At 73.4% G+C, this 21,021-nt stretch carries 14 protein-coding genes; 7 read left to right on the top strand and 7 right to left on the bottom strand.

The window, feature by feature from the left end; translation table 11 throughout:
* Positions 1–15: 15 nt before the first annotated feature.
* Both Apa02nite_RS00605 and Apa02nite_RS00600 read left to right on the top strand, forming a co-directional pair.
* Positions 16–954, top strand: a complete 939-nt coding sequence (locus tag Apa02nite_RS00605) for an NAD(P)-dependent oxidoreductase (RefSeq protein WP_203823325.1) — start codon at positions 16–18, stop codon at positions 952–954.
* 31 nt (positions 955–985) lie between these two features.
* Positions 986–2,125 carry a sensor histidine kinase gene (locus tag Apa02nite_RS00600; protein ID WP_239164017.1) on the top strand — a complete coding sequence of 380 codons (1,140 nt, stop codon included), beginning with the start codon at positions 986–988 and terminating at the stop codon, positions 2,123–2,125.
* On the opposite strand, the gene Apa02nite_RS00595 is transcribed toward Apa02nite_RS00600, so the two are convergent.
* Both Apa02nite_RS00595 and Apa02nite_RS00590 read right to left on the bottom strand, forming a co-directional pair.
* Positions 2,112–2,873 (bottom strand): enoyl-CoA hydratase/isomerase family protein, encoded by a 762-nt coding sequence (locus Apa02nite_RS00595; protein ID WP_239164016.1) that lies wholly within the window; start codon positions 2,871–2,873, stop codon positions 2,112–2,114. The genes Apa02nite_RS00600 and Apa02nite_RS00595 overlap by 14 nt on opposite strands.
* Before the next feature lie 9 nt (positions 2,874–2,882).
* Positions 2,883–3,464 carry a helix-turn-helix domain-containing protein gene (locus Apa02nite_RS00590; protein WP_067701498.1) on the bottom strand — a complete coding sequence of 194 codons (582 nt, stop codon included), beginning with the start codon at positions 3,462–3,464 and terminating at the stop codon, positions 2,883–2,885.
* Between the two features lie 74 nt (positions 3,465–3,538).
* Here Apa02nite_RS00590 and Apa02nite_RS00585 point away from each other — a divergent pair, with 74 nt between their 5' ends.
* The 4 genes from Apa02nite_RS00585 (at position 3,539) to Apa02nite_RS00570 (ending at position 13,703) form a co-directional block, all read left to right on the top strand.
* The gene (locus Apa02nite_RS00585) at positions 3,539–5,119 is read left to right on the top strand and encodes a bifunctional NAD(P)/FAD-dependent oxidoreductase/class I SAM-dependent methyltransferase (protein WP_203823323.1); all 1,581 of its coding nucleotides are present in this window, start codon (positions 3,539–3,541) and stop codon (positions 5,117–5,119) included.
* Between the two features lie 103 nt (positions 5,120–5,222).
* On the top strand, positions 5,223–10,508 hold the full coding sequence (locus Apa02nite_RS00580; RefSeq protein ID WP_203823322.1) for a DUF3320 domain-containing protein: 5,286 nt from the start codon (positions 5,223–5,225) through the stop codon (positions 10,506–10,508).
* A 428-nt stretch (positions 10,509–10,936) separates the two neighbouring features.
* Positions 10,937–12,145: an acyl-CoA dehydrogenase family protein gene (locus Apa02nite_RS00575; protein ID WP_203823321.1), complete on the top strand. Its 1,209-nt coding sequence runs from the start codon at positions 10,937–10,939 to the stop codon at positions 12,143–12,145.
* Positions 12,146–12,158: 13 nt separating this feature from the next.
* Complete coding sequence (locus Apa02nite_RS00570; protein WP_203823320.1) at positions 12,159–13,703, top strand: AMP-binding protein; 1,545 nt, start codon at positions 12,159–12,161, stop codon at positions 13,701–13,703.
* On the opposite strand, the gene Apa02nite_RS00565 is transcribed toward Apa02nite_RS00570, so the two are convergent.
* The 4 genes from Apa02nite_RS00565 to Apa02nite_RS00550 all read right to left on the bottom strand — a co-directional run bounded on the left by Apa02nite_RS00565 (position 13,700) and on the right by Apa02nite_RS00550 (position 19,489).
* Positions 13,700–14,299, bottom strand: coding sequence for a hypothetical protein (locus tag Apa02nite_RS00565; protein ID WP_203823319.1), 600 nt, complete (start codon positions 14,297–14,299; stop codon positions 13,700–13,702). The genes Apa02nite_RS00570 and Apa02nite_RS00565 overlap by 4 nt on opposite strands.
* A gap of 166 nt (positions 14,300–14,465) precedes the next feature.
* The gene (locus Apa02nite_RS00560) at positions 14,466–15,173 is read right to left on the bottom strand and encodes an HAD family hydrolase (protein WP_203823318.1); all 708 of its coding nucleotides are present in this window, start codon (positions 15,171–15,173) and stop codon (positions 14,466–14,468) included.
* Between the two features lie 7 nt (positions 15,174–15,180).
* The gene (locus Apa02nite_RS00555) at positions 15,181–16,155 is read right to left on the bottom strand and encodes a radical SAM protein (RefSeq protein ID WP_239164018.1); all 975 of its coding nucleotides are present in this window, start codon (positions 16,153–16,155) and stop codon (positions 15,181–15,183) included.
* A 73-nt stretch (positions 16,156–16,228) separates the two neighbouring features.
* Positions 16,229–19,489 carry an SIR2 family protein gene (locus Apa02nite_RS00550; protein ID WP_203823316.1) on the bottom strand — a complete coding sequence of 1,087 codons (3,261 nt, stop codon included), beginning with the start codon at positions 19,487–19,489 and terminating at the stop codon, positions 16,229–16,231.
* A 90-nt stretch (positions 19,490–19,579) separates the two neighbouring features.
* On the opposite strand from Apa02nite_RS00550, the gene Apa02nite_RS00545 reads away from it, so the two are divergent.
* Entirely contained in the window at positions 19,580–20,179 is a 600-nt protein-coding gene (locus Apa02nite_RS00545; RefSeq protein ID WP_203823315.1) for a hypothetical protein, read from the top strand.
* On the opposite strand, the gene Apa02nite_RS00540 is transcribed toward Apa02nite_RS00545, so the two are convergent.
* Entirely contained in the window at positions 20,157–21,020 is an 864-nt protein-coding gene (locus Apa02nite_RS00540) for a MaoC/PaaZ C-terminal domain-containing protein (protein WP_203823314.1), read from the bottom strand. The two genes, Apa02nite_RS00545 and Apa02nite_RS00540, sit on opposite strands and share 23 nt — an antisense overlap.
* Between the last annotated feature and the right edge of the window lies 1 nt (position 21,021).

Below are 21,021 nucleotides of genomic sequence, written 5' to 3'. Positions count from 1 at the left end.
GTTAGCTCACCGGTCATGAAGGTGCTGCTGCCGGACTCGGTGGAACTCGACGTCAGCCTGCCCGCCGGCGTCACCGCGGTGGTCTACCCGATCGGCGAGCCGATTCCCGACGAGCACTGCGACGCCGAGGCGCTGGTGGTGTGGGGCAACCCGGCGCCGCAGCTGGCCGACGCAGCCCGGCGACTCCGGCGGCTGCGCTGGGTGCAGAGCCTGGCCGCCGGGCCGGACGCCGTGCTGCAGGCCGGGTTCGCGACCGATGTACTGGTCACCGCGGGGCTCGGGCTGCACGACCGGACCGTCGCCGAGCACACCCTGGCCCTGGTGCTGGCCGCCGCCCGCCGGTTGAACCTGCTGATCCGGGCACAGGTCGGGCACCGGTGGGCGGGGGAGCTGGGCGGGTTGCAACCGGTCCGGGAAGAAGGATCCTTCCGTACGCTGCGCGACGCGCACGTGGTGATCTGGGGGTTCGGCGGGATCGCCGGTACCCTCGCGCCGCTGCTCGCCGCGCTCGGCGCCCGGGTCACCGGGGTGGCCCGCACGGCCGGCGAGCGGTACGGCTTCCCGGTGGTCACCGCCGCCGAGCTCCCCGCGCTGCTCCCCGCCGCGGACGTGCTGATCTCGATCCTGCCGGCCACCCCGGAGACCGCGGGCGTGCTGGACGCCACGGTCCTCGGCCAGCTCCCGCCGCACGCCTGGGTGGTGAACGTCGGCCGGGGCAGCACCCTGGACGAGGCGGCCCTGCTCGCCGCGCTGCGGTCCGGCCGGATCGCGGGCGCGGCCCTCGACGTCTTCGCGACCGAGCCGCTGCCGCCGGGCTCCGGGCTGTGGGACGAGCCGAACGTGATCATCTCGCCGCACGCGGCCGGTGGCCGTCCGCTCGGCGCCGCCGCGCTGATCTCGGAGAACCTGGGAGCGCTGCTCGACGGACGCCCTCTCCGGAACCAAATATGCTGACGCAATTGAACAGACCGGACCATTTCGCCTGTTGGGTACCGGGCCGCGCGCCGCGGCCCGGCAGTCGGCCGCGCTCCTGGCCCTGGCCGGCGCGCTGGCCCTGCTCGGCATCCTGAACGATCCGGGCCAGTCCGCGAAGCTGGTGCTGGTCGCGGTCTGCGACGGCGTGGTGTCGCTGTTCGCGTTCCTGTTCCCGTGGCACCGGACCGGCCGGAACGCGGCGGCCTGGCTCGGCCTGCCGGCGTTCGCCGTGCTCGGCCTCTCCACCTGGTCGTTCGGCGGGGTGGCGACCGGCACCGGCCCGTTCCTGGTGCTGCTCTACGCCTGGGCCGGCCTGCACTTCCCGCGCTGGATCCTGCTGGCCTACCTGGTGCCGGCCACCCTCGCCTACCTGGTGCCGCTGATCGTCACCGATCAGCCGGAATCCATCCTGGGCAGCGCGTTCGTGCTGATGCCGATCGCGCTGGCGGTGGCGATGCTGATCGAGGCGCACGCCCGGCACCTGCGCGACGACCGGGAACGGCTGGCCCGGATCGAGCAGTGGCGCTCGGCGATGATGAACACCCTGGCCCACGACGTGCGCAGCCCGCTGAGCGCGATCCAGATCGTGCTGGACGAGCTGCGTGAGGACGCCACCGGGGTGCCGGCCCGGATGCTCGACATGGCCCGGCGGCAGACCGCCCGGATCAACCGGCTCGCCGACGCGCTGCTGGACGTGCAGCGGATCGACAGCACCGGGCACCTCAAGCTGGACCGGCAGCTGTACCCGGCCCGGGAGCTGGTCACCGACGCGCTGTCGTACATCCGGGTGGACCCGCCGATCGAGGTCACGATCGACACGGGCACCACGGTCTGGGTGGACAAGCAGCGGTTCGAGCAGGTGCTGCTCAACCTGGTCAGCAACGCCCAGCGGTACGGCGCGGCGCCGATCGTGGTGAGCCTGCGCCGCGACGGCGACGTCGACCGCCTGGAGGTCCGCGACCACGGTGCCGGCATCCCGGACAGTCTGCGGGACCGGTTGTTCGGTCAGTTCGCGGTCGGTGGTGCGGAAGGGGTCGGTCTGGGGCTGTTCATCGTCCGGCAGCTGGCCGAGGCGCACGAGGGGCGGGCGGTCGCCGAGGCCCGCGACCCGGGGGTGGCGATGGTGGTGACGTTCCCTATTCGCCGGTGAAGACCGGCGCGCGCCTCGCCAGACTTGCCGCGATGCCCTCGGCGCTGTCCGATGTCGTCCAGTGCACCCGCTGCTCGGCCAGCTCGTGATCGAGCGCCCGCCGGACCCGGGCGGCCAGGTCGCCGCGGAGCGTGGCCCGCATCGACCGGACCGCGAGCGGCGCCGACGCGGCGATCTCCAGGGCCAGCGCGCGGGCGGTGTCCCGGACCCGGCCGGGCTCGGCGAGCCGGTCGGCCAGCCCGATCCGGAACGCCTCCTCGCCACCGACCCGGCGTGCGGTCAGCAGCATGTCGGTGGCCTTCTGCGTCCCGATCAGCCCGGGCAGCGTCACGCTGAGACCGAAACCCTGGTGGAAGCCGAGCTTGCCGAAGTTCGCCACGAACCGGGTCGCGGCCTCGGCGACCCGGAAGTCCGCCGCGCACGCCAGGCCGAGCCCGCCGCCGACGGCCGTGCCCTGCACCGCGGCGACGATCGGCGTCCGCAGGTCGAACAGCTGCGCGGCCCGCCGGTACAGCCGTTCGGCCGCGGCCACGTGATCCGCCGCGAAGTCACCGCCGCCGAAGTCCGCCCCGGCGCAGAAGTGCCTGCCCTCGGAGGCGAGCAGGATCACCCGGCAGGCCGGGTCGTCGTCGAGCGCGGTCGCGGCGTCCACGATCCGGCCGATCAGCGCCTCGTCGAAGTGGTTGGCCGGCGGCCGCCGCATCTCGAGCAGCGCGACCCCGCCGTCGACCGTCACAGAAAGATCCACGATCAAAACCTATCCTTTGGTACGCGCGCGGACGTGCACGCGCTCGCCCTGCGGGCCGAACAGGTTCAGCACCTCGGCGGGTTCCTGGTCCGGATTGAGGATCTTGTGGGGCAGCCGGGTGTCGAACTCGGCGGCCTCACCCGGGGTCAGCACGATGTCGTGCTCGCCGAGCAGCAGGCGGATCCGGCCACTCAGCACGTAGATCCACTCGTACCCCTCGTGGGTCTGCTGTTCCCGGTCGTGGTCGGCCGCGTTGAACGGGATGATCTGCTTGAACGCCTGCATCCCGCCGGGCCGCCGGGTCAGCGGGATGTACGTGTGCCCGTTGCGCTCGATCGGCCGCTGGCGGACCCGCGGATCGCCGGTCTCCGGCGCGTCCACCAGCTCGTCCAGGGTGACCTGGTACGCCTCGGCGAGCGGCAGCAGCAGCTCCAGGGTGGGCTTGCGGTCGCCGGACTCGAGCCGGGAGAGCGTGCTGACCGAGATGCCGGTGGTCTCGGCCAGCTGGGTCAGGGTCAGCTCGCGCCTCTGCCGCAGGGTGCGCAACCGGGGGCCGACGGCGGCCAGCGCGGCGTCCAGGTCTTTTGCCATAACAGCAACGATACTTGCCGGTTTTGCGGCTCCGGGGGCACGGTGGGTTCCCGGACGACGAGAAGGAGCGGGCGATGGACGAGCGGACGTACGACGTACTGGTGATCGGCGGCGGCGCGGCCGGGCTGAGCGGGGCGGTGACCCTGGCCCGGTCGGCCCGGTCGGTCCTGGTGATCGACAGCGGCGACCCGCGCAACGCGCCGGCCGGGCACGTGCACAACCTGCTGGGCCGCGAGGGCGTGCCACCCGCCGAGCTGTACCGGGCCGGCCGGGCCGAGGTCGCCACGTACGGCGGGGAGTTCCGCGAGGGCACCGCCGAGCAGGCGGAGCGCACCGCGGACGGCTTCCTGGTCACCCTGGCCGGCGGCGCCCAGGTGCGCGGGCGGCGGCTGCTGGTCACCACCGGGCTGACCGACGAGCTGCCGGCCGTCCCCGGCCTTGCCGAGCGGTGGGGGCGGGATGTGGCGCACTGCCCGTACTGCCACGGGTGGGAGCTGCGCGGCAAGCGGATCGGCGTGCTGGTGGCCGGCCCGATCAGCATGCACGGCGCCCAGCTCTGGCGGCAGCTCAGCGACGACGTGCTCTACCTGCTCGACGGCGGGCCGGCCCCCGAGCCCGAGCAGGCCGAGCAGCTGGCCGCCCGCAGCATCCCGGTGGTCGGCGAGCAGGTCGAGGCGGTCGAGGTCACCGATGACCGGATCACCGGCGTACGCCTGGCCGGCGGCCGGGTGATCCCCCTGGAGGCGATCGCGGTCGCCCCGCGCTTCGTGGCCCGCTCGGCGTTCCTCGAGTCGCTCGGCCTGAAGGCGGAGCCGCTGGAGATGAACGGGCACGTGATGGGCCTGCGGATCCCGGCCGAGGAGACCGGCGCCACCACGGTGCCCGGCGTCTGGGTGGCCGGCAACGTGACGAACCTGGGCGCGACCGTGGCGGTCGCCGCCGCGGCCGGGCAGACCGCCGGCGCCATGATCAACATGGATCTGATCGCCGGGGAGACCCGGGCCGCGGTCGAGGAGTACCGGCGCCAGCAGGAGAGCATGCACGAGCCGGCCGCCTGGGAGGAGCGCTACCGGTCCCGGCCGGCGATCTGGAGCGGCAAACCGAACGTGCAACTGGTCGCCGAGGCCGCCGGGCTCCCGGCCGGGCGGGCCCTGGACGTCGGGTGCGGCGAGGGCGCCGACGCGGCCTGGCTCGCCGAACGCGGCTGGCAGGTGACCGGGACCGACATCTCCACGGTCGCCCTGGAACGGGCCGCCGGGCACGCCACCGCCGCCGGGCTCGCCGAGCGGATCACGTTCACCCACGCCGACCTGCGCGCCGACCCGCCCGCCGAACGGTCCTACGACCTGGTCTCGGCGCACTTCATGCACCTGCCCGGCCCGGCCCGCCGCGAGCTGTACGCCCGGCTGGCCGCCGCCGTCCGGCCCGGCGGCACCCTGCTGATCGTCGGTCACCACCCGGACGACCTGGCCACCGTCGCCGGCCGGATGCACTTCCCGGACATGATGTTCACCGCCGAACAGGCGGCCGCCGACCTGGATCCGGACGTCTTCGACGTGCTGACCACGGCGAAACGCCCCCGCGCCGCCACGCTGCCGGACGGCACCGAGGGCATCATCCACGACACGGTGCTGGTGGCCCGCCGCAAGCGCTGAACCCGTCCCCGGAACGTCGCCCGCCGCGTCTCGAACCGATAGTGGCGGGTGTCATTCGGACGAATCGCCAGCATGGCACCGGTTGCCTTGCTGCAATGGGCACATGCGGCGCGATGAAGCAGATGGACAGCTCGGGCCGGGCGACGACGCCCGCACGGCGCTCGCCGCCTGGCGCGCGGGGATCGGCGACCCCGGCGCCGCGGACCGGCTCCTCGATCTTCCGAGGGCCGGCGCCGACCTGGTGGAGATCACCGGCCCGGGCCCGGCCGCGGTGACCGACCGGCTGCGGCGGGGCCGGGACTGGTCGTTCGGGCCGGGTGGCGCCGAGCGGCTGGAGACCGGGCTGCCCTCCGACACCCTGCAGACCCTGCTGCGGCACCTGCGCCGGCACTCCCACCAGGAGAGCCTGGACCACGGCGAGGACGTGCTGCACCTGGCCACCGGCCTGCTGCACTGGCAGGACGCGGACGGTGCCCGGCACGCCAGCCCGCTGCTGCTCACCCCGGTCGAACTGGTCGCCCTGGGCCCCGGCGACGTGCCCCGGCTGCGTGCCGGCACTGGCGACCCGGTGCTCAACCCGGCTCTCGCGCACCGGCTGGAGCCGCTCGGCGTCGAGCTCACCGCCGACCTCGACGAGCTGCGCAAGCGCCTCGAGGGCAGGAACGGCTGGCGGATCGCCGACGCGGTCGTGCTGGCCCGCTTCGACCTGGCCGGCGAGGCGATCCGGCAGGACCTGGCCGAGCACGAGGACCTGATCCTGGCCCACCCGGTGGTGCGCGCGCTGGCCGCCGAGGACGGCGACCTGGAGTTCGAGCCGATCGGCCCCGACCGGCTCGACGAGGCGGAGACCCCGCTGCTGCTGGACGCGGACGCCGCCCAGCGGGCCTGCGTCGCGGCCGCCCTGGACGGGCACAGCTTCGTGATCGACGGGCCGCCCGGCACCGGCAAGTCGCAGACCGTGGCCAACATGATCGGCGCGCTGGCGCACGCCGGGAAGCGGATCCTGTTCGTCTCGGAGACCGCGTCCGCGCTCGACGTGGTCCAGCACCGGCTGGCCGCGGCCGGGCTCGGCAACTACCTGCTCGACCTGCACGGGCACCGGGCCGGGCGCAAGCAGGTCGCCGCGACCCTGGCCGCCGCGCTCGAGGCGGTGCCGCTGCCGTCGCCCGGGATGGACGAGCTGGACCGGCAGACGCTGCGCGACCGCCGGGAACGGCTGGACGCCTACGCGACGGCGGTCAACGAGGACCGCGCCCCGCTCGGGCGGAGCCTGCACGACGTGCTGGGGCGGGTGGCCGCGCTCACCGGCGTACCCGATGGTCCTGTTCCCGCGTGGCAGCCTCTGGCCCTGACCGACGACGTCCTGGACCGCATCCGGACCGCCACCGACCGGCTGACCGGCGCGTGGCGGCCGGCCACCGAGCGCAGTGGCTTCCGCTGGCGTGAGGTGATCGAGAAGGAGCCGCTCGGCGCCGCGCTGCAGGACGCGCAGCTCGCGCTGGAGGTGCTGACCGAGGCCACCGACGGGTACGCCGCGCTCGCCACCGCCTTCCACCTGCGGCTGCCGGTAGACGTCGCCGAACTGGCCGACCTCGCCGGTGCCGCCGCCGGCCGGCCCGCCGCGGTCATCGACGCGTGGCTCACCGCGGCCGGCCTGCGCCCGGTCCGCGAGGCCGTGGAGACGCTGACCCGGCAACTGGCCGAGATCCGCGCCGCCGAGGAACTGGCCCGCGAACGCACCGGCCTGCCCGCCGCCGAGCTGGCGCAGCAGGACGTCACCGAGCTGCCGGAACGGCCCGCGCTGGACCCGCCCGCGATCGACCTGGCCCCGCTCACCGCGCCCGCCGCCAAGGCGCTCGCCGGCCGGTTCGCCGCGGACGCCGACGAGCTGGAGCACCAGCAGCGCGACCTGGACCGGATCACCAGCCGGCTCGGCCTGCCCGACGTTGTCAGCTTCTCCGACGTCGAGCTGGTCACCGTGATCGCCGAGCTCGGCTCCCGGCCGGACAAGCCCGAGCCGGCCTGGTTCGGCCCGGGCGCGCAGGCCGGCGTGCACGCCGCGGCCGGCCAGCTGCGGCGGCACGTCGAGGCGGTCGCACAGGCCCGGGCGCAGGCCCGGGAGTACTTCACCGAGGCGGTGCTGCACGAGCCGGTCGAGGACCTGGCCGAACGGTTCGCCACCGTGCACCGCGGGATGCGCCGGTTCCTGGCCGGGCACCGCTGGGACAAGGAGACCGTGGCCGCGCTCGCCGAGCCCGGCGTCACCGCCGAGGCGGCCGTCGCCCAGCTGCCCCTCGCGGTCGCCTGGCGCCGGGCCAACGAGGGCCTGATCGCCGCGGAACGGCAGCACGCCGCCCTGCTCGGCCGGTTCTGGAAGCGGCTCGACACCGACTTCCTGGCGATCGGCCGGGCCCTGGAGACGGTCAACGAGGCACTCCGGGTGACCCCGCCGGAAGCCGTCCCCGCGGTCATCGAGTACGTCTGCAACCGCGGCGGCGACGGCGAGACGCTGCGCGCGGTCACCGAGGCCCGCGACGTGTTCCGGCACTGGCGCGGCACCCTGCGCCCGGCGCCGGAAGCGGCGGCCCGGCCGGAACTCGGTCACGGCACCATCGCCGCGGCGATCGGCTGGCTGCGCGCGCAGACCGGTCCGCTGCGGGCCGCCGCCGAAGCGCTCGGTCAGCTCGGCAACGTGGCCGGGCGGGAACTGGACCTGGCCGAGGCGCAGGCCATCGCCGAGGTGCGCGGCACCGTGCTCGGCACCGCGCAGGAGCTGGCCGAGAGCGCGCCGGCCCTGGCCGCCGCGCTGGGCGACGTCTACCGCGGCCGCGACACCGACCTGCGGGCCGTGGACCGGGCGCTCGACTGGGCGGCGCACGCCCGGACCCTGCGCAGCGGCGCCGACGTGGCGCTGACCGCGGATCAGGCGGCCGCGCTGGCCCCGGCGCCGGCGGCGGTGCCGGCCGGTGAGCTGCGCATCCTGATCGACGGCTGGCAGCAGGCCCGGCAGCGGATCCTGGACGCGTTCGGCCCGGCCCGGCAGGTCCGCCTCGGCACCAGCCTGGACCGCTACGAGACCGCCCGGGACCTGCTGCGCGACCTGCACGACGACGACAGCGGCCAGCGTGAGTGGTTCGACTACCTGGCCGCCCGCGGGGTGCTCGCCGAGCACGGTGTGGACACCGCCGTCGACTTCTGCGCCGACCACGGCGTCGAGGTCGGCCGGCTGCGTCCGGTGATCGAGCGGGCGCTCTTCCGGGCCTGGGCCGACGCGGTCATCGAGGGCGACGAACGGCTCGCGCCGCTGGCCGCGGCCGAGCGCAACGAGCTGGTCGAGGAGTTCCGCCGGCTCGACGCCGAGCTGGTCCAGGACGCGGCCGGCACGATCATCGAGGCGGTCAACGCGCGGCGGCCGGCGGTCACCGCCGACGGGGCGCCCGCGGTGATCCGCGCCGAGGGACTCAAGACCGATGGTCACCTGCCGGTCCGTGAGCTTCTGGATCGTACGTGGGAGGCGACCGCCGCTCTCAAGCCGTGCTTCGTGATGCCGCCCGCGGCGGTCAGCCGTTACCTGCCCGCCGAGCGCCGCTTCGACGTGGTGATCATCGACGAGGCGTCCCGGATGACCCCGGCGGCCGCGGTGGCCTGCGCGTACCGGGGTGACTCGCTGATCGTGATCGGCGACGACGCCCAGCTGCCCCCGGCCGGCGGCCGTACCTCGGTGCTGGTGGCCGCGAACGACTCGGCGGCCTTCACCCGGCTCGCCCTGACCCGCCACTACCGCAGCCGGCACGAGTCGCTGATCGCGTTCGCCGGCCGGACGTTCTACCAGGACCGCCTGGTCACCTTCCCGAGCGCGCACCCGGCCGGCCCGGACCTGGGCCTCGCGCTGCTGCCCGCCGTCGACGCGCCGGTCGAGGCCGCGCTGGTCGCCGAGCGGGTCGCGCACCACTTCAGCACCCGGCCCACCCTGTCGCTCGGCGTGGTCACGCTGACCGCCGGGCAGGCCGACGCGGTCGCCGACGCCGTCGACACGGTCCTCGGCGCCCGCCCCGACCTGGAACGGTTCCTCGGCGACGACCCGCTCACCGGGTTCTTCGTCAAGCCCGCCGACGCGGTGCAGGGCGACGAACGCGACGTGATCATCCTGTCCACCGGCCCGGACCCGGCGGCGGCGGGCGGCCCGGCCGGCGCGCGCCGGCTGGACGTGGCGATCACCCGGGCCCGGCAGCGGGTCGAGGTGGTCACCTCGATCCCGGAGAGCCGGCGCGAGGAGCCCGCCGACGAGGGCGAACGGTGCCTCGCGGCCTATCTCGACTTCGCCTCGGGAGGCACTCTCGCGGCGGTGACCGATGGTGACTCAGGGCCGCTGGCTGACGCGGTCGCCACCACCGTCGAGGGCTGGGGTTACGCCGTCACGCGCCAGGTCGGCGCGGGTCGATGCCGCATCGAGATCGGGGTACGGCACGCCGACCCGGCCGTCGACGCCTACGCCCTGGGCATCCAGTGCGACGGCCCCTCCTACGGCGACGCCGCCGTGGCCCGGGACCGGGACCGGCTCCAGGAGCAGGTGCTGCACGGCCTCGGCTGGCACCTGCACCGGATCTGGAGCGTCGCCTGGTACTCCGGCCGCGCCGAGGAGGAGGCCCGGCTGCGCACCGCGATCGAGAACGCCCTCGCCGTGCCGGACGTCTTCGCCGAGCCCGACCTGGACCTGGTCACCCGGCCCGCCCAGCGTCCGGAGTGGGCGCTGCCCTACCGGAACGCCGAGCTGGAGGCCCTGCCGCCGTCCGCCCGGGTCAACGACCAGGTGGTCCGGGCGCTGCTGGTGCGCACCGTGGAGCGGATCGCCGAGGTGGAGGGGCCGGTGCACATCGCCGTGCTGATCCGCCGGATCCGTGAGGCGTGGGGGATCAGCCGGGTCACCCAGCCGATCCGTCAGGCCGTGGAGTCGGCGGTCATCGAGTCGGCCGCCGGGTTCGACGGCACGTTCGTCACCGCGGCCGAGGCGCCGATCCCGGCGGTCCGGGTCCCCGGCGACGGGGTGGCCCGCAAGCCGGAGCAGGTCGCCGAGTCGGAGCTGCAGCTGGCCCTGGAGTACCTGGTGCTGGACGCCGGCCTGGTGGAGAGCGACGACCTGCTGGCCGCGGCGGCCCGGCTGTTCGGCTGGAACGCCAACAAGGCGGGCGCGGCCCGGCTGGCCGCGATGCTCGACGACCTGGTGGCGGGCGGCCGGCTGATCGCGCACCGCAACGGCCTGATCGCCGCACCGGCCGACGACCTGCTCGACCTGCCCGACCCGGCCACCCTGCCCCGCCGCGACGACGCGCTCCCCGCCACCGCGGACGCGTCCCACGCCGGGTCGGAGAGCTCCAGCACGAACCGGTGAGCGGCGGGGCGGCGGGGAGCACCGCACGTCCCGACCCCGGCTGGCCCTCAGGGCCGCTATGCGGCTGCCTTACGGGCTGTCAGGACCAGCTGCGCGTCCCGGGCTGGTCCTGACGGCCGTTATGAGGCTGTTTTACGGGCCGTCAGAGCCAGCTGCGTGTTCCGGCTGGTCCTGACGGCCGTTATGGGGCTGTTTTACGGGCCGTCAGAGCCAGCTGCGTGTTCCGGCTGGTCCTGACGGCCCTTATGGGGCTGCTTTACGGGCCGTCAGGGCCAGCTGGTGGCGGTGGCCCGGCGGCCGCGGTGGGAGGCGGCGCGAGCTGGGCATCCCGTAGTTGAAAACCTCGGGGGGTTGTGATGTGGGTTACCCGGACCGTAGGGTTACCGGCGAGTTAAGTTGCCGTCACGCGCGAAGGGACCGGCCCCGCTGTGGAGTTCTGGCTCGACCTCAACGAGGAACAATCCGATCTGCGCGAGTGGGTGCACGGCTTCGCCGAGTCGGTGATCCGGCCGGCCGCGTCCGAGTGGGACGAGCGCGAGGAGACGCCCTGGCCGGTCCTCCAGGAGGCCGCCAAGATCGGGCTCTACGGCTTCGAGTTCTTGATCAACACGTGGTCGGACACCACCGGGCTGTCGCTGCCGATCGCCAACGAGGAGCTCTTCTGGGGTGACGGCGGGATCGGCATGGCGATCTCCGGCACCTCGCTCGCGGTCGCCGCGATCTACGGCTCCGGCACGCCGGAACAGCTGGTCGAGTGGGTGCCGCAGTGCTTCGGCGACGAGGCCGACCCCAAGGTCGCCGCGTTCTGCAGCACCGAGCCGGAGGCCGGGTCGGACGTCGGCTCGATGCGCAGCCGCGCGGTCTACCAGGAGGCCACCGACGAGTGGGTGATCACCGGGCAGAAGGCGTACGCCACGAACGGCGGCATCGCCGACGTGCACGTGGTCACGGCCAGCATCGACCCGTCGCTGGGGTCGCGCGGGCAGGCCGCGTTCGTCGTCCCGCCCGGCACGAAGGGGCTGGCCGCCACGAAGAAGCTGAAGAAGCTCGGCCTGCGCGCCTCGCACACCGCCGACGTGTTCCTCGACGAGGTGCGCGTCCCGGGCAGCTGCCTGCTCGGCGGCAAGGAGGCCCTCGACGAACGCCTGGCGCGGGCGAGGTCCGGCACCCGGAACAAGAATTCCGCGATGCGGACGTTCGAGCTGTCCCGCCCGGCGGTCGGCGCGCAGGCGATCGGCATCGCCCGCGGCGCTTATGAATACGCGCTGGAGTACGCGAAGAACCGCGTCCAGTTCGGCCGCCCGATCATCGAGAACCAGGCGATCGCGTTCGCCCTGGCCGACATGCGGATGGAGATCGACGCCGCCCGCCTGCTGGTCTGGCGGGCCGCCTGGATGGGCCGCAACGACAAACCGTTCACGGCCGGCGAGGGCTCGATGTCGAAGCTGAAAGCCGGCGAGGTGGCCGTCGCCGTCACCGAGAAGGCGGTGCAGATCCTCGGCGGCGCCGGCTACCTGCGCGAGCACCCGGTGGAGCGGATGTTCCGGGACGCCAAGATCTACACGATCTTCGAGGGCACGTCGGAGATCCAGCGCCTGGTGATCTCCCGCGCGATCTCCGGCATGCAGATCCGCTGACGGGGAGCCGGCCGTGGACGCGCTCTTCATCGGCGGCACCATGCTGCGCCGCGGTCTGCTCACCCCGGGCAACCCGGCCCGGATCGTCCGGCAGTTCGCCGCCCTCGGCCGGTGGGGCTTCGGCCTGGCCGGTGAGCTGCGCCAGGCCGCCGCGCGCAGTCCGCACCAGATCGCGATCATCGACGATCAACGGCAGATTTCGTACGAGACATTGCTGGACCGTGCGGAGCGCCTGGCCCGCAGCCTGCCCGTGGCGCCGGGGGAGCGGGTCGGCCTGCTGTGCCGCAACTCGGCCCGGATGATCGAGGCGCTGATCGGGGTGACCACGCGGGGCGCCGACCCGGTGCTGATGAACACCGGCCTGTCGCCGCACCAGCTGGCCACGGTCGCGAAGGATCAGGGTCTGCGGGCGCTGATTTTCGACGACGAGTTCGCCCCGCGGGTCGCGCTTGTCGACGGCGTGGAGAAGATCGGCGAGGAGCGGTTCGAGCAGCTGATCGCGGGTGCCCCGGCGGCGGTGACGCACCCGCCGGAGCGCCCCGGCCGTACCATCGTGCTGACCTCCGGGACCACCGGCGTGCCGAAAGGGGCCCGGCGGCCGACACCCGGCGGATTCCGCCCGCTCTGCTCGGTGATCGACCGGATCCCGTTGCGGGCCCGCGACCGCGTGCTGATCGCCGCGCCGCTCTTCCACACCTGGGGCTTCGCCGGCCTGCAGATCGCCCTCGCGCTGCGCGCCACCGTCGTGCTGCGCCGCAAGTTCGAGCCGGCCGCGATCCTCGACGACCTGGACCGGCACGGCTGCCACGGCATGATCGCGGTGCCGGTGATGGTCCAGCAGCTGATGGAGCTGCCGCCGCCGGCGCGCCGACCGGCGTTGCGGGTGGTCGCGGTCAGCGGTTCGGCCCTGCCCGGCGGCCTGGCCACCAGGTTCATGGACCGGTACGGCGACGTGCTCTACAACCTCTACGGCTCGACCGAGGCGTCCTGGGCGTCCATCGCGACCCCGGCCGACCTGCGGGCCGCGCCGCACACCGCGGGCCGGCCCCCTTACGGCACGCGGGTCGCGGTGCTCGGCGAGAACGATGAGCCGGTGCCGGCCGGTGCGGTGGGCCGGCTGTTCGTCGGCAACGAGATGCTGTTCGAGGGGTACACCAACGGGTCCGCCCGCACCATGCACGGTGGACTGCTGGCCACCGGCGACCTGGGCCACCTGGACGCCGACGGCCGGGTCTTCGTCGACGGCCGCGAGGACGACATGATCGTCTCCGGTGGGGAGAACGTCTATCCGGCCGAGGTGGAGGACCTGCTCGCCGACCTGCCGCAGGTGCGCGAGGTGGCGGTGATCGGCGTGCCGGACGACGAGTACGGCCAGCGGCTGGCCGCCTATCTGGTGCTGCGCGACGGCGAGACGCTCGACCCGGAGGCGGTCCGGGAGCACGTCCGGCAGCACCGGGCCCGGTTCAGCGTGCCCCGGGACGTGGTCTTCCTGGCGGCGCTGCCGCGCAACGCCACCGGCAAGGTGGTCGGCCGCGAGCTGCCCCGCCCCGCGGTCTAGAGAACGACCACCAGGGCGAGCCAGCAGGCGAAGGTGATCGCCCAGGCCTGCCAGTAGGGGCGCTCGGAGAAGCCCATCGAGCGCGCCTTGCCGGCCCGCAGGTAGGCGAAGATCAGGCCGAAGATGCCGAGCAGGAGCGTGAGCACGACCACCGGCCAGACGGACGGCCGCGGACCGGCGATCACCGGCGGGCCGTAGCCGTAGGGGCCGGCCTGGGGCTGGCCCGGCATCATCGGCTGGGCGGCGACGGGGTATCCGGGCTGCGGGTAGGCGGTCTGCTGCGGGTAGCCGGGCTGCTGCGGGTAGCCGGACTGTGGCGGGTAGCCGGGCTGGGCATAACCGGTCTGTGGCGGGTAGCCGGGCTGCGCGTGGACGGCCTCGGCGTGACCGGGCTGGGCGTAGCCGGCCTGCGGGGGATAGCCGGGCTGCGGGTAGGCGGGCTGGGGGTAGGCGGTCTGCGGCGGGTAGCCGGGCTGCGCGTGGACGGCCTCGGCGTAACCGGGCTGGGCGTAGCCGGCCGGTGGGTAGGCCGGGGCGGGCATGGGCGGTGCGTAACCCAGCGGAGTGCTCACGTCGGTGTGCTGACTGTCCGGCACGGCTGATCCCCTCGGCGGTGGGCGGTTGATGACGGCCATGAGGATCGACAGCGTCCCGCCGGACCTGAGCGGTCAGCCGGTCCGGGGACTCACCACCCGGACGGCACCGAGCGGTTCGTCCCCCGCGGGCTCCCGGACACCGGCGCCGTCGTCGAGGACCGGAGCCTCAGAGGTCGCGCCGGCGCCGCTGACGGGGCACCGCGGTGAACTGCCGTACGTCGGCGATGTCCTTGATCTGGAGCCGGGCGGTGCTCGGCCGGTGCGAGCGGACCAGGTGCACCGCGCGGATCCCCGCGCTGGCCGGTCCGAGCACGTCGGCGGCGAGGCTGTCGCCGACGAACAACGCGGACTGCGAGGTCGCCCCGGCCGCCGCCAGCACGCGCCGATAGATCTCCGGTTGCGGTTTGCGCAGCCCGGCCCGGGCCGACGACACGACGACGTCGACCATGTCGAGCAGCCCGCAGTCGGCCAAGTCGTCCTCCAGGTCCCACGACCAGTTGCTGCACACCGCCACCTTGACGCCGCGGTCGCGCAACTCGGCGAGCAGTTCCATGACGCCCGGCAGCGGCGCCATCCGGCCGGGATGCAGCTGCTCCAGCGCCGGGACGATCAGCGGCGCCGACCCGGTGGTCACCCCGAGCGCGGCGACCTCGTCGAGGGTGTTCGCGCACCAGGCCAGATAGGACGAGCGGGAGGCGGATGGGTCCCGATGGACCAGGCCCTCGCTGAGCCGCTGCAACTCGGGGAGCGTGCTCGATGGCACGCCCCGCCGCTGCAGGCCGGTGGCGAAAGTGCCGTGCTGCCCGGCGCGGGGAAGCACGATGGTGTTGAACGCATCGAAGATGGTCAGTCTGACGTCAGCGTGAGCGGCCACGATGGAGTCATAACATCAGCCGATTGTAGATGCACAGCGGTGTGTAGCCGTCGTCACTCGACCGGAACGGGCAGCCGGTGCAGTCGTGGGCACGGGAGAGCTCGGTGTCGCCGGCGCGGGAGTAGAGCGTGCCGGACCGCCACTCGTAGGCGCTGCGGCTCTCGCTCTCCACCAGCAGGCCGCAGGAGAAGACCGCTCCGCTCGGCAGGAACTGGAGATTCGCCCGGTCCCGTACCGCGCAGTAGTCGCGGTCCTCGCCGGGCAGCCCGTACGCGTAGCTCAACTCGACGTCGACCACGTAGTCCGGCCGGGGTGGCCGGTACCGCCGGACGACCTCGAGCACCTGGGTGCGCCAGTCGGCGGGGCTGACCACCTCCCCGGCGGCGTGCCGCCGGCCCCGGCCCACCGCCGAGTACCAGTGGACGTTGAGCCGCTGCGCGCCCATCCGCTCGGCGAACGCCAGCATCTCGGGGAACTCGGCGAGGCAGGAGCGGACGACGGTGCAGTTGATGTCGTACGGGATGCCGGCGTCCTGGAGCTGCCGGATGGTGGCCACCGCGTCGGCGAAGGCGCCGCGCCCGCGCAGCCGGTCCATCGACTCGCCGGTCGGCGCGTCGATGGACACCGCGACCCGGCTCAGCGCCGCGGCGACCGCGGGATCGGCGAGCGCGGCCCGGAACCGGCGGCTGCCGTTCGTGACGGTACGCACCCGGTGCCGGGCGGACGCCACCTGGACGATCTCCGCGAAGTCGGGGTGCAGGGCCGGCTCACCGCCCAGGATCGTCACCTCGTCGGCCGGCTCGGCCCAGGCGACAATGGATCGCACCATTTCCACCGGCATGCGTTCCCGGCCGTCCAGGAATGCGTCCGAGAGGAAACAGAACGTACACCTCCGGTTGCAGAACGAAGTGATGTACAGGTCAATACTGTTGAGCTTGAAAGCATTTGCGTCCCACGAGTCGCTCCCCGTCTCGGGCCGCATGGCGGGCACGCCGAGAAGTTCGGTCATGAGGATTCCTCAGCAGGGTGGCGATACGTCGGCAGAAAGCGGCAGACTATCTGATCGCCGCAGCATCATGGTAGAACCACGACGCGATTGTTTCGGCAATTCGCCTGCTCGAGTCCTCGGGGATCTGGTGGAGCTGGGCGGCGAAGGCCGGCCAGGACATCGTCGTGTCGTCCGGGTTGCGCAACGCGGGCACCGCGCCGTCCGAGGCGAACTCGGTGAGCCGGTTCGCGACGTTGAAGATCCACTCGAGCAACGGGGCGCCGGTCTGCCACGAGCCCGCCGAGCGCACCAGCAGGCGCTCCAGATCGTGCAGGCCGAAGGTGCCGTACCGCCAGAGCTCGTTGATCTCCCAGGGGTTGTCGGGTGACTGCAGGCGCGGCACGTAGATGCTGGCGATCGGCACCACGTCCCGGCGCGCGCTCCACAGGTCCCACATCTTCTGCTCGTCGACGCCGCCGAGCGTGACCACCGGGCGATCGCGGTGCCGGTGCCGCTCCTGCGCCAGGTCGAGCGCCAGCCAGGTGTAGAGCGGGCGGAGCAGCCGGTTGGCGGCCGAGGTGTGGTCGACGATGGTGGCGCCCCGGTCCGCCTTGACCACCTTGGTGGCCAGGAGCGCGTCCAGCGCCGAGTTCTCCCGGGAGAACAGGTCGGTGCCCAGCCGCCACAACCGGGCCGAGAGTTCCGCCTCCGGGATCGAATTCAGCATTTCCTGAATACGGAATATCCGTGGCGGCTCGTGCGCGCCGCACCTTTCGAACCATCCGGAAACCGCGTCGGCGAACTCCTCCGCGCGTTCGTCGGCATACCGGGTGGTCATGTCGGTGTCGTCGAGGTGCAGTTCGATCGGCACATTTCTCTTGCTGAGCAGCGCGGCGGTCAGCGCGTGCACACCGTGGATGAGATGCGGATGGCGGAGACGGTGCGGCCAGAACACGAAATTCGGTACGGTTTCCGGCCGGACATGACTGTGGCCGAATTGATAGCGCTGACTCAGCTGTTTCACCGTGCTGTAGAACGTCGGGTGGACGGCCGGCGGCTGCCGCCTGTTGTTGAGTTTCTCGCCGAGAATGCGGAAGAGGTCGTCCGCGCTGACACCGTAGAACGGCATCACGCCGCGCTGGTCGTACCGGCCGAAGAACTCGGAGAGCTCCGGGTCGACGTTCGGGTGTTCCGGCCGGGGTTCGTAGACGCCCCAGAGCACCTCGGTGCCCTGGTCGTGCTTCTCCTCCCCGCCCCGGCCGAAATGCTGGTGCAGGGTCCGTTGGATCAGGCCGTCCCAGCCGCTGTAGCCGAGCACCAGCAGGCGGTTCCCGCGCAGGATCGAGGTCAGCCACTTCTCGAGGTGGCGGTGGGGCTGCCCGATGTCGGCCGGATAGTGCAGCGAGCCGGTGTGCGGGGTGCCGTGCAGGTGGACGACCGTCCAGCGTTCGGTGCCGCCGCCGAGGTCGGTGACCGGGTCGCCGGGTCCCTGGACGGCGCGGCTGGGGCCGAGGTCCAGCCCGGCCCGGCGCACCGCTACCTCCAGCAGCGGGTCGAAGTTCGTGGTGAGCAGGAACGGATGGACGTTGCGGCCGTGCTGACGCAGCAGGCCGGCCAGCAACGTCAGGCCCTCGGTGGTCTGCCAGCCGGCCGGCGTGCCTTCGAGCTGCCGGTAGTCCGGGTCCGGCATCGCCTCACCGGTCAGCGGGGGCGGCTGGCCGGTGTCGTGGGCCTGCAGGCTCACCTGTTGCAGGAAGGCGCGCAACCCGTCCGTGCCGCGGACCTCCCGGATGAAGTCCAGGGCCTCGACGTACTTCGACATGAGCGCCTGCTGGACACCGGGGTTGACCGGCCGGGGCTCGTTGGGGTCGGTCCGGGGGCGGGTCAGGCGTTCCCGGTCGGCGAAGTCCAGCGCCCAGGTGGTCAGCCGGGCGACCCGGGGCACCCGCGCCGCGGTGATCCCCGCGCCGACCAGGATGATCAGCTTCCGTTCGTCCTTGGCCGTCAACGCCTCCCGCAGGATGCTGGCCAGCCGGTGCAGGTCGTCCTCCGGGCTGTCGCCGGTCGCCGGTGGCGCCTGGTACGGCCGTGTCCCCGGCGTCCCGGCGTGCCGCGCGGGCGCCGGTCGCCGCGTGACGGCCGGAGCGCGGTGTCCCGGCGGGGGCAGGAACGGCGCCAGCGCCCGGGCCGCCACCTCGAGGTTCCACCAGCGGAGGTGGTCGGCGACGTCCGGCCGCGACACGGTGCGCAGGGCCGACGCGCCGAGCACGAGGCGGTGCTGCCGCTCCCAGCGCTCGACCGATCGGTGGTCGGCGGCCCAGAGCGCTGCCGACTCGTAGACCTGCCGGGCCACGGCGACGAAGCCCGCGGTGGAGACGGCGCCGTGGTACCCGCGAGGGTCGGTGATCAGCTGCGCGACGGCCGTTCGCACCGGTGAGTCCGTGCTGAGGTTGGCCAGCCAGCCCTCGGCGATGGCGAGCAGCAGCTTGGCCGGGTCACGGGACAGCGGTGTGGTGATGCTGAACCGGCCGATGTCGATCAGGCGGAACCGGCTCGCGTCGGCGACGTCCCGGACGACCGGGACCATGATGTTGCCGGGATGCAGATCGCCGTGCCCGCGTCCACGGAAGACGGTCACCCGGCCGGGCCGGCCGTCGTCGCCGCTGAGCAGGAGGAGCGGATTGGTCAGGGGTTCGCCGTCGTCGGGGAAACGGACGACCGGTGGCGGGTCGTCGCGGTCCCAGCCCTGGCCCACCGCGAAGGCGCGCAGGTCGGACACCCGGGAGGTGAGGTCGTTGCGGAGGAAGTCGGCCGGGGTGTGCTCGGTGTGGCGGGGCTCGTTCTCCGGGGTGTTCCACTCCCGGGCGAGCGCGGTGAGGATCACCGCGCAGTAGTCACCCAACCGGGTGTCCTCGGTGACCGTGGAGAGCGCGCGCAGCTGCTCGGTGCCCGCGTGCGCGACGTCCTGCAGGTGGACCCATCGCCCGCTGTCGCCGGGCAGGGCGCTGACGTGCAGGGTGCGGGTCAGGTGTGCGTCGACGAACGCCGCGGGGCCGGCGTCCGCCGCGATGCCCACCGCACGGGACTCCCGCTGGGCCAGGTCCGGCGGAAGGATCTTGAGGATGGCGCCCGAGGTCCCGCCGGCCACCCGTTCGAGCGCCACGCTGGCCACATGGGAATCGCTCCGGCCCTCGGTGTTCCAGCCCAGCAGCCGCACGTCGAAGTGCTGGCCGCGCGCCCACTGCACCAATCCGGCGAAGACGTCCCGGGGCAGGGCTTCGCGCCACATCTCGAGCGGGGTCAGTTTGCCGGCAGAGTCGTCGCTCACGTCGATCGGCACCGTCCTGCGATGATGAAACCCTGCCGACACTGAAGCACACGCACGGTGATCAAACAATCGCCGGAGCTGGGGGCTCGCGTGGGATATCGATCGAAACCCGTCTCTGAACCGGCTGCCGGTGCCGACAACCTGACCCTGCTGCGCTGGCACCTGGACCGGTACGACCGGCTGCGCGCGTCGACGGTCAGCCGGGCCGCCGTCGTGCTGAGCGCGAGCGGCCTGGTCTCCGCGGCGTTCGCGGTGACCATCACGCAGCTGGTCGGCGACCGGTTCGCCGCGGTGCCGATCGCCCTCTACGCCCTCTGCGGCGTGATCGCGCTGACCGGCGTCGTCCTGGTGGTGGTCGCGATCTTCCACGCGACCGACGTGCTGACCACGCCGCGCGGGAGCAGTGCCATGTTCGCGCAGAAGGGTGCCATCCCCAGCAGCCCGGTCTTCAACAGCACCCAGACCGCCCGGGACATCGGCTCCTTCGCCGAGTTCGCCACGGTCGTGGACGGTCAGACCGGGCCCCGCGCGGCCGAGGCGGCCAAGGCCGAGCTGTGGATCTGCATTCTGCAGCACCGCTACCGCTACGAGCACATGCGCCGCGCGGTGCGGTTCCTCCGCTACGCGGCGGCGGTCCTGCCGGTGCTGGTGACCGCGGTCATCGTGCTCAGCGCGGTGTATCGCCGCTGACCGGCGCGGTGATCGTGCCGGTCAGGTGCGGGCGCTTCGACCGCACCGCGAAGCCCACGCCGTCGCCGGTCGCCGCGGAGGTGAAGCGGACCGTGGACGGCAGCAGGATCGGCTGCTTGAACGCGACGTCCACGGTGTACGCCGCCGGCAACCGGCCCTCCAGCGCCGCGAGGCAGCGCGCCTTCGTCCACATGCCGTGCGCGATCGGGCGGGCGAAACCGAACACCTTCGCGCCCAGCCGGGACGTGTGGATCGGGTTGCGGTCACCGGAGACGGCGGCGTAGTCCGTACCGATGCGGGTGGGCAGTCGCCAGACGGCGCCGCCGGCGGGCAGCGGATCCGGACCGGCCGCAGCCGGGGTGGAGGAGGCGGACTCCTTGCGGAGGTACGTCGACACGCCCTGCCAGGCGACCGCGCCGTCCACCGACGCGGTCGCGACGATGTCGAACTGCCGGCCGCGCGGATGCTCGCGCAGATCGGTCGCGCGGACCGTGAGGTCGAGCCGGCTGCCCGCGTCGATCGGCCGGTGCACCGTGATCCGGTTCGTCACGTGCACCAGGCCGATCAGCGGCAGCGGGAAGTCGGCCGCCGACATCAGCCGCATGGCCAGCGGGAACGCCAGCACGTGCGGGTACGTGGCGGGCAGCGCGTCGGTCAGCCGCAGGCCGCAGACCCGGTCGTAGCGGGCCAGGTGCGCGCGGTCCACGGTGACGCCGCGGTGCACCAGTTCGACGTCCGGCAGGGCGCTGCCGCGGCGCCGGCCGGGCAGCAGGCCGAACGCGGCCCGCGCGTACGTCACGCCGGTGCCCGGGCCCCCGGTCAGTTCGACGACGGCGACCACG

This window comes from Actinoplanes palleronii, from assembly GCF_016862315.1.
Lineage (GTDB): Bacteria > Actinomycetota > Actinomycetes > Mycobacteriales > Micromonosporaceae > Actinoplanes > Actinoplanes palleronii.
This window is presented reverse-complemented; position numbering and strand designations above follow the sequence as displayed.

Excerpts from the sequence above, each read along its gene's own strand:
- Apa02nite_RS00580 (WP_203823322.1), top strand. The coding sequence starts at position 5,223 with ATGCGGCGCGATGAAGCAGATGGACAGCTCGGGCCGGGCGACGACGCC.
- Apa02nite_RS00590 (WP_067701498.1), bottom strand. The coding sequence starts at position 3,464 with ATGGCAAAAGACCTGGACGCCGCGCTGGCCGCCGTCGGCCCCCGGTTG.
- Apa02nite_RS00555 (WP_239164018.1), bottom strand. The coding sequence starts at position 16,155 with ATGCGGCCCGAGACGGGGAGCGACTCGTGGGACGCAAATGCTTTCAAG.
- Apa02nite_RS00585 (WP_203823323.1), top strand. The coding sequence starts at position 3,539 with ATGGACGAGCGGACGTACGACGTACTGGTGATCGGCGGCGGCGCGGCC.
- Apa02nite_RS00605 (WP_203823325.1), top strand. The coding sequence starts at position 16 with ATGAAGGTGCTGCTGCCGGACTCGGTGGAACTCGACGTCAGCCTGCCC.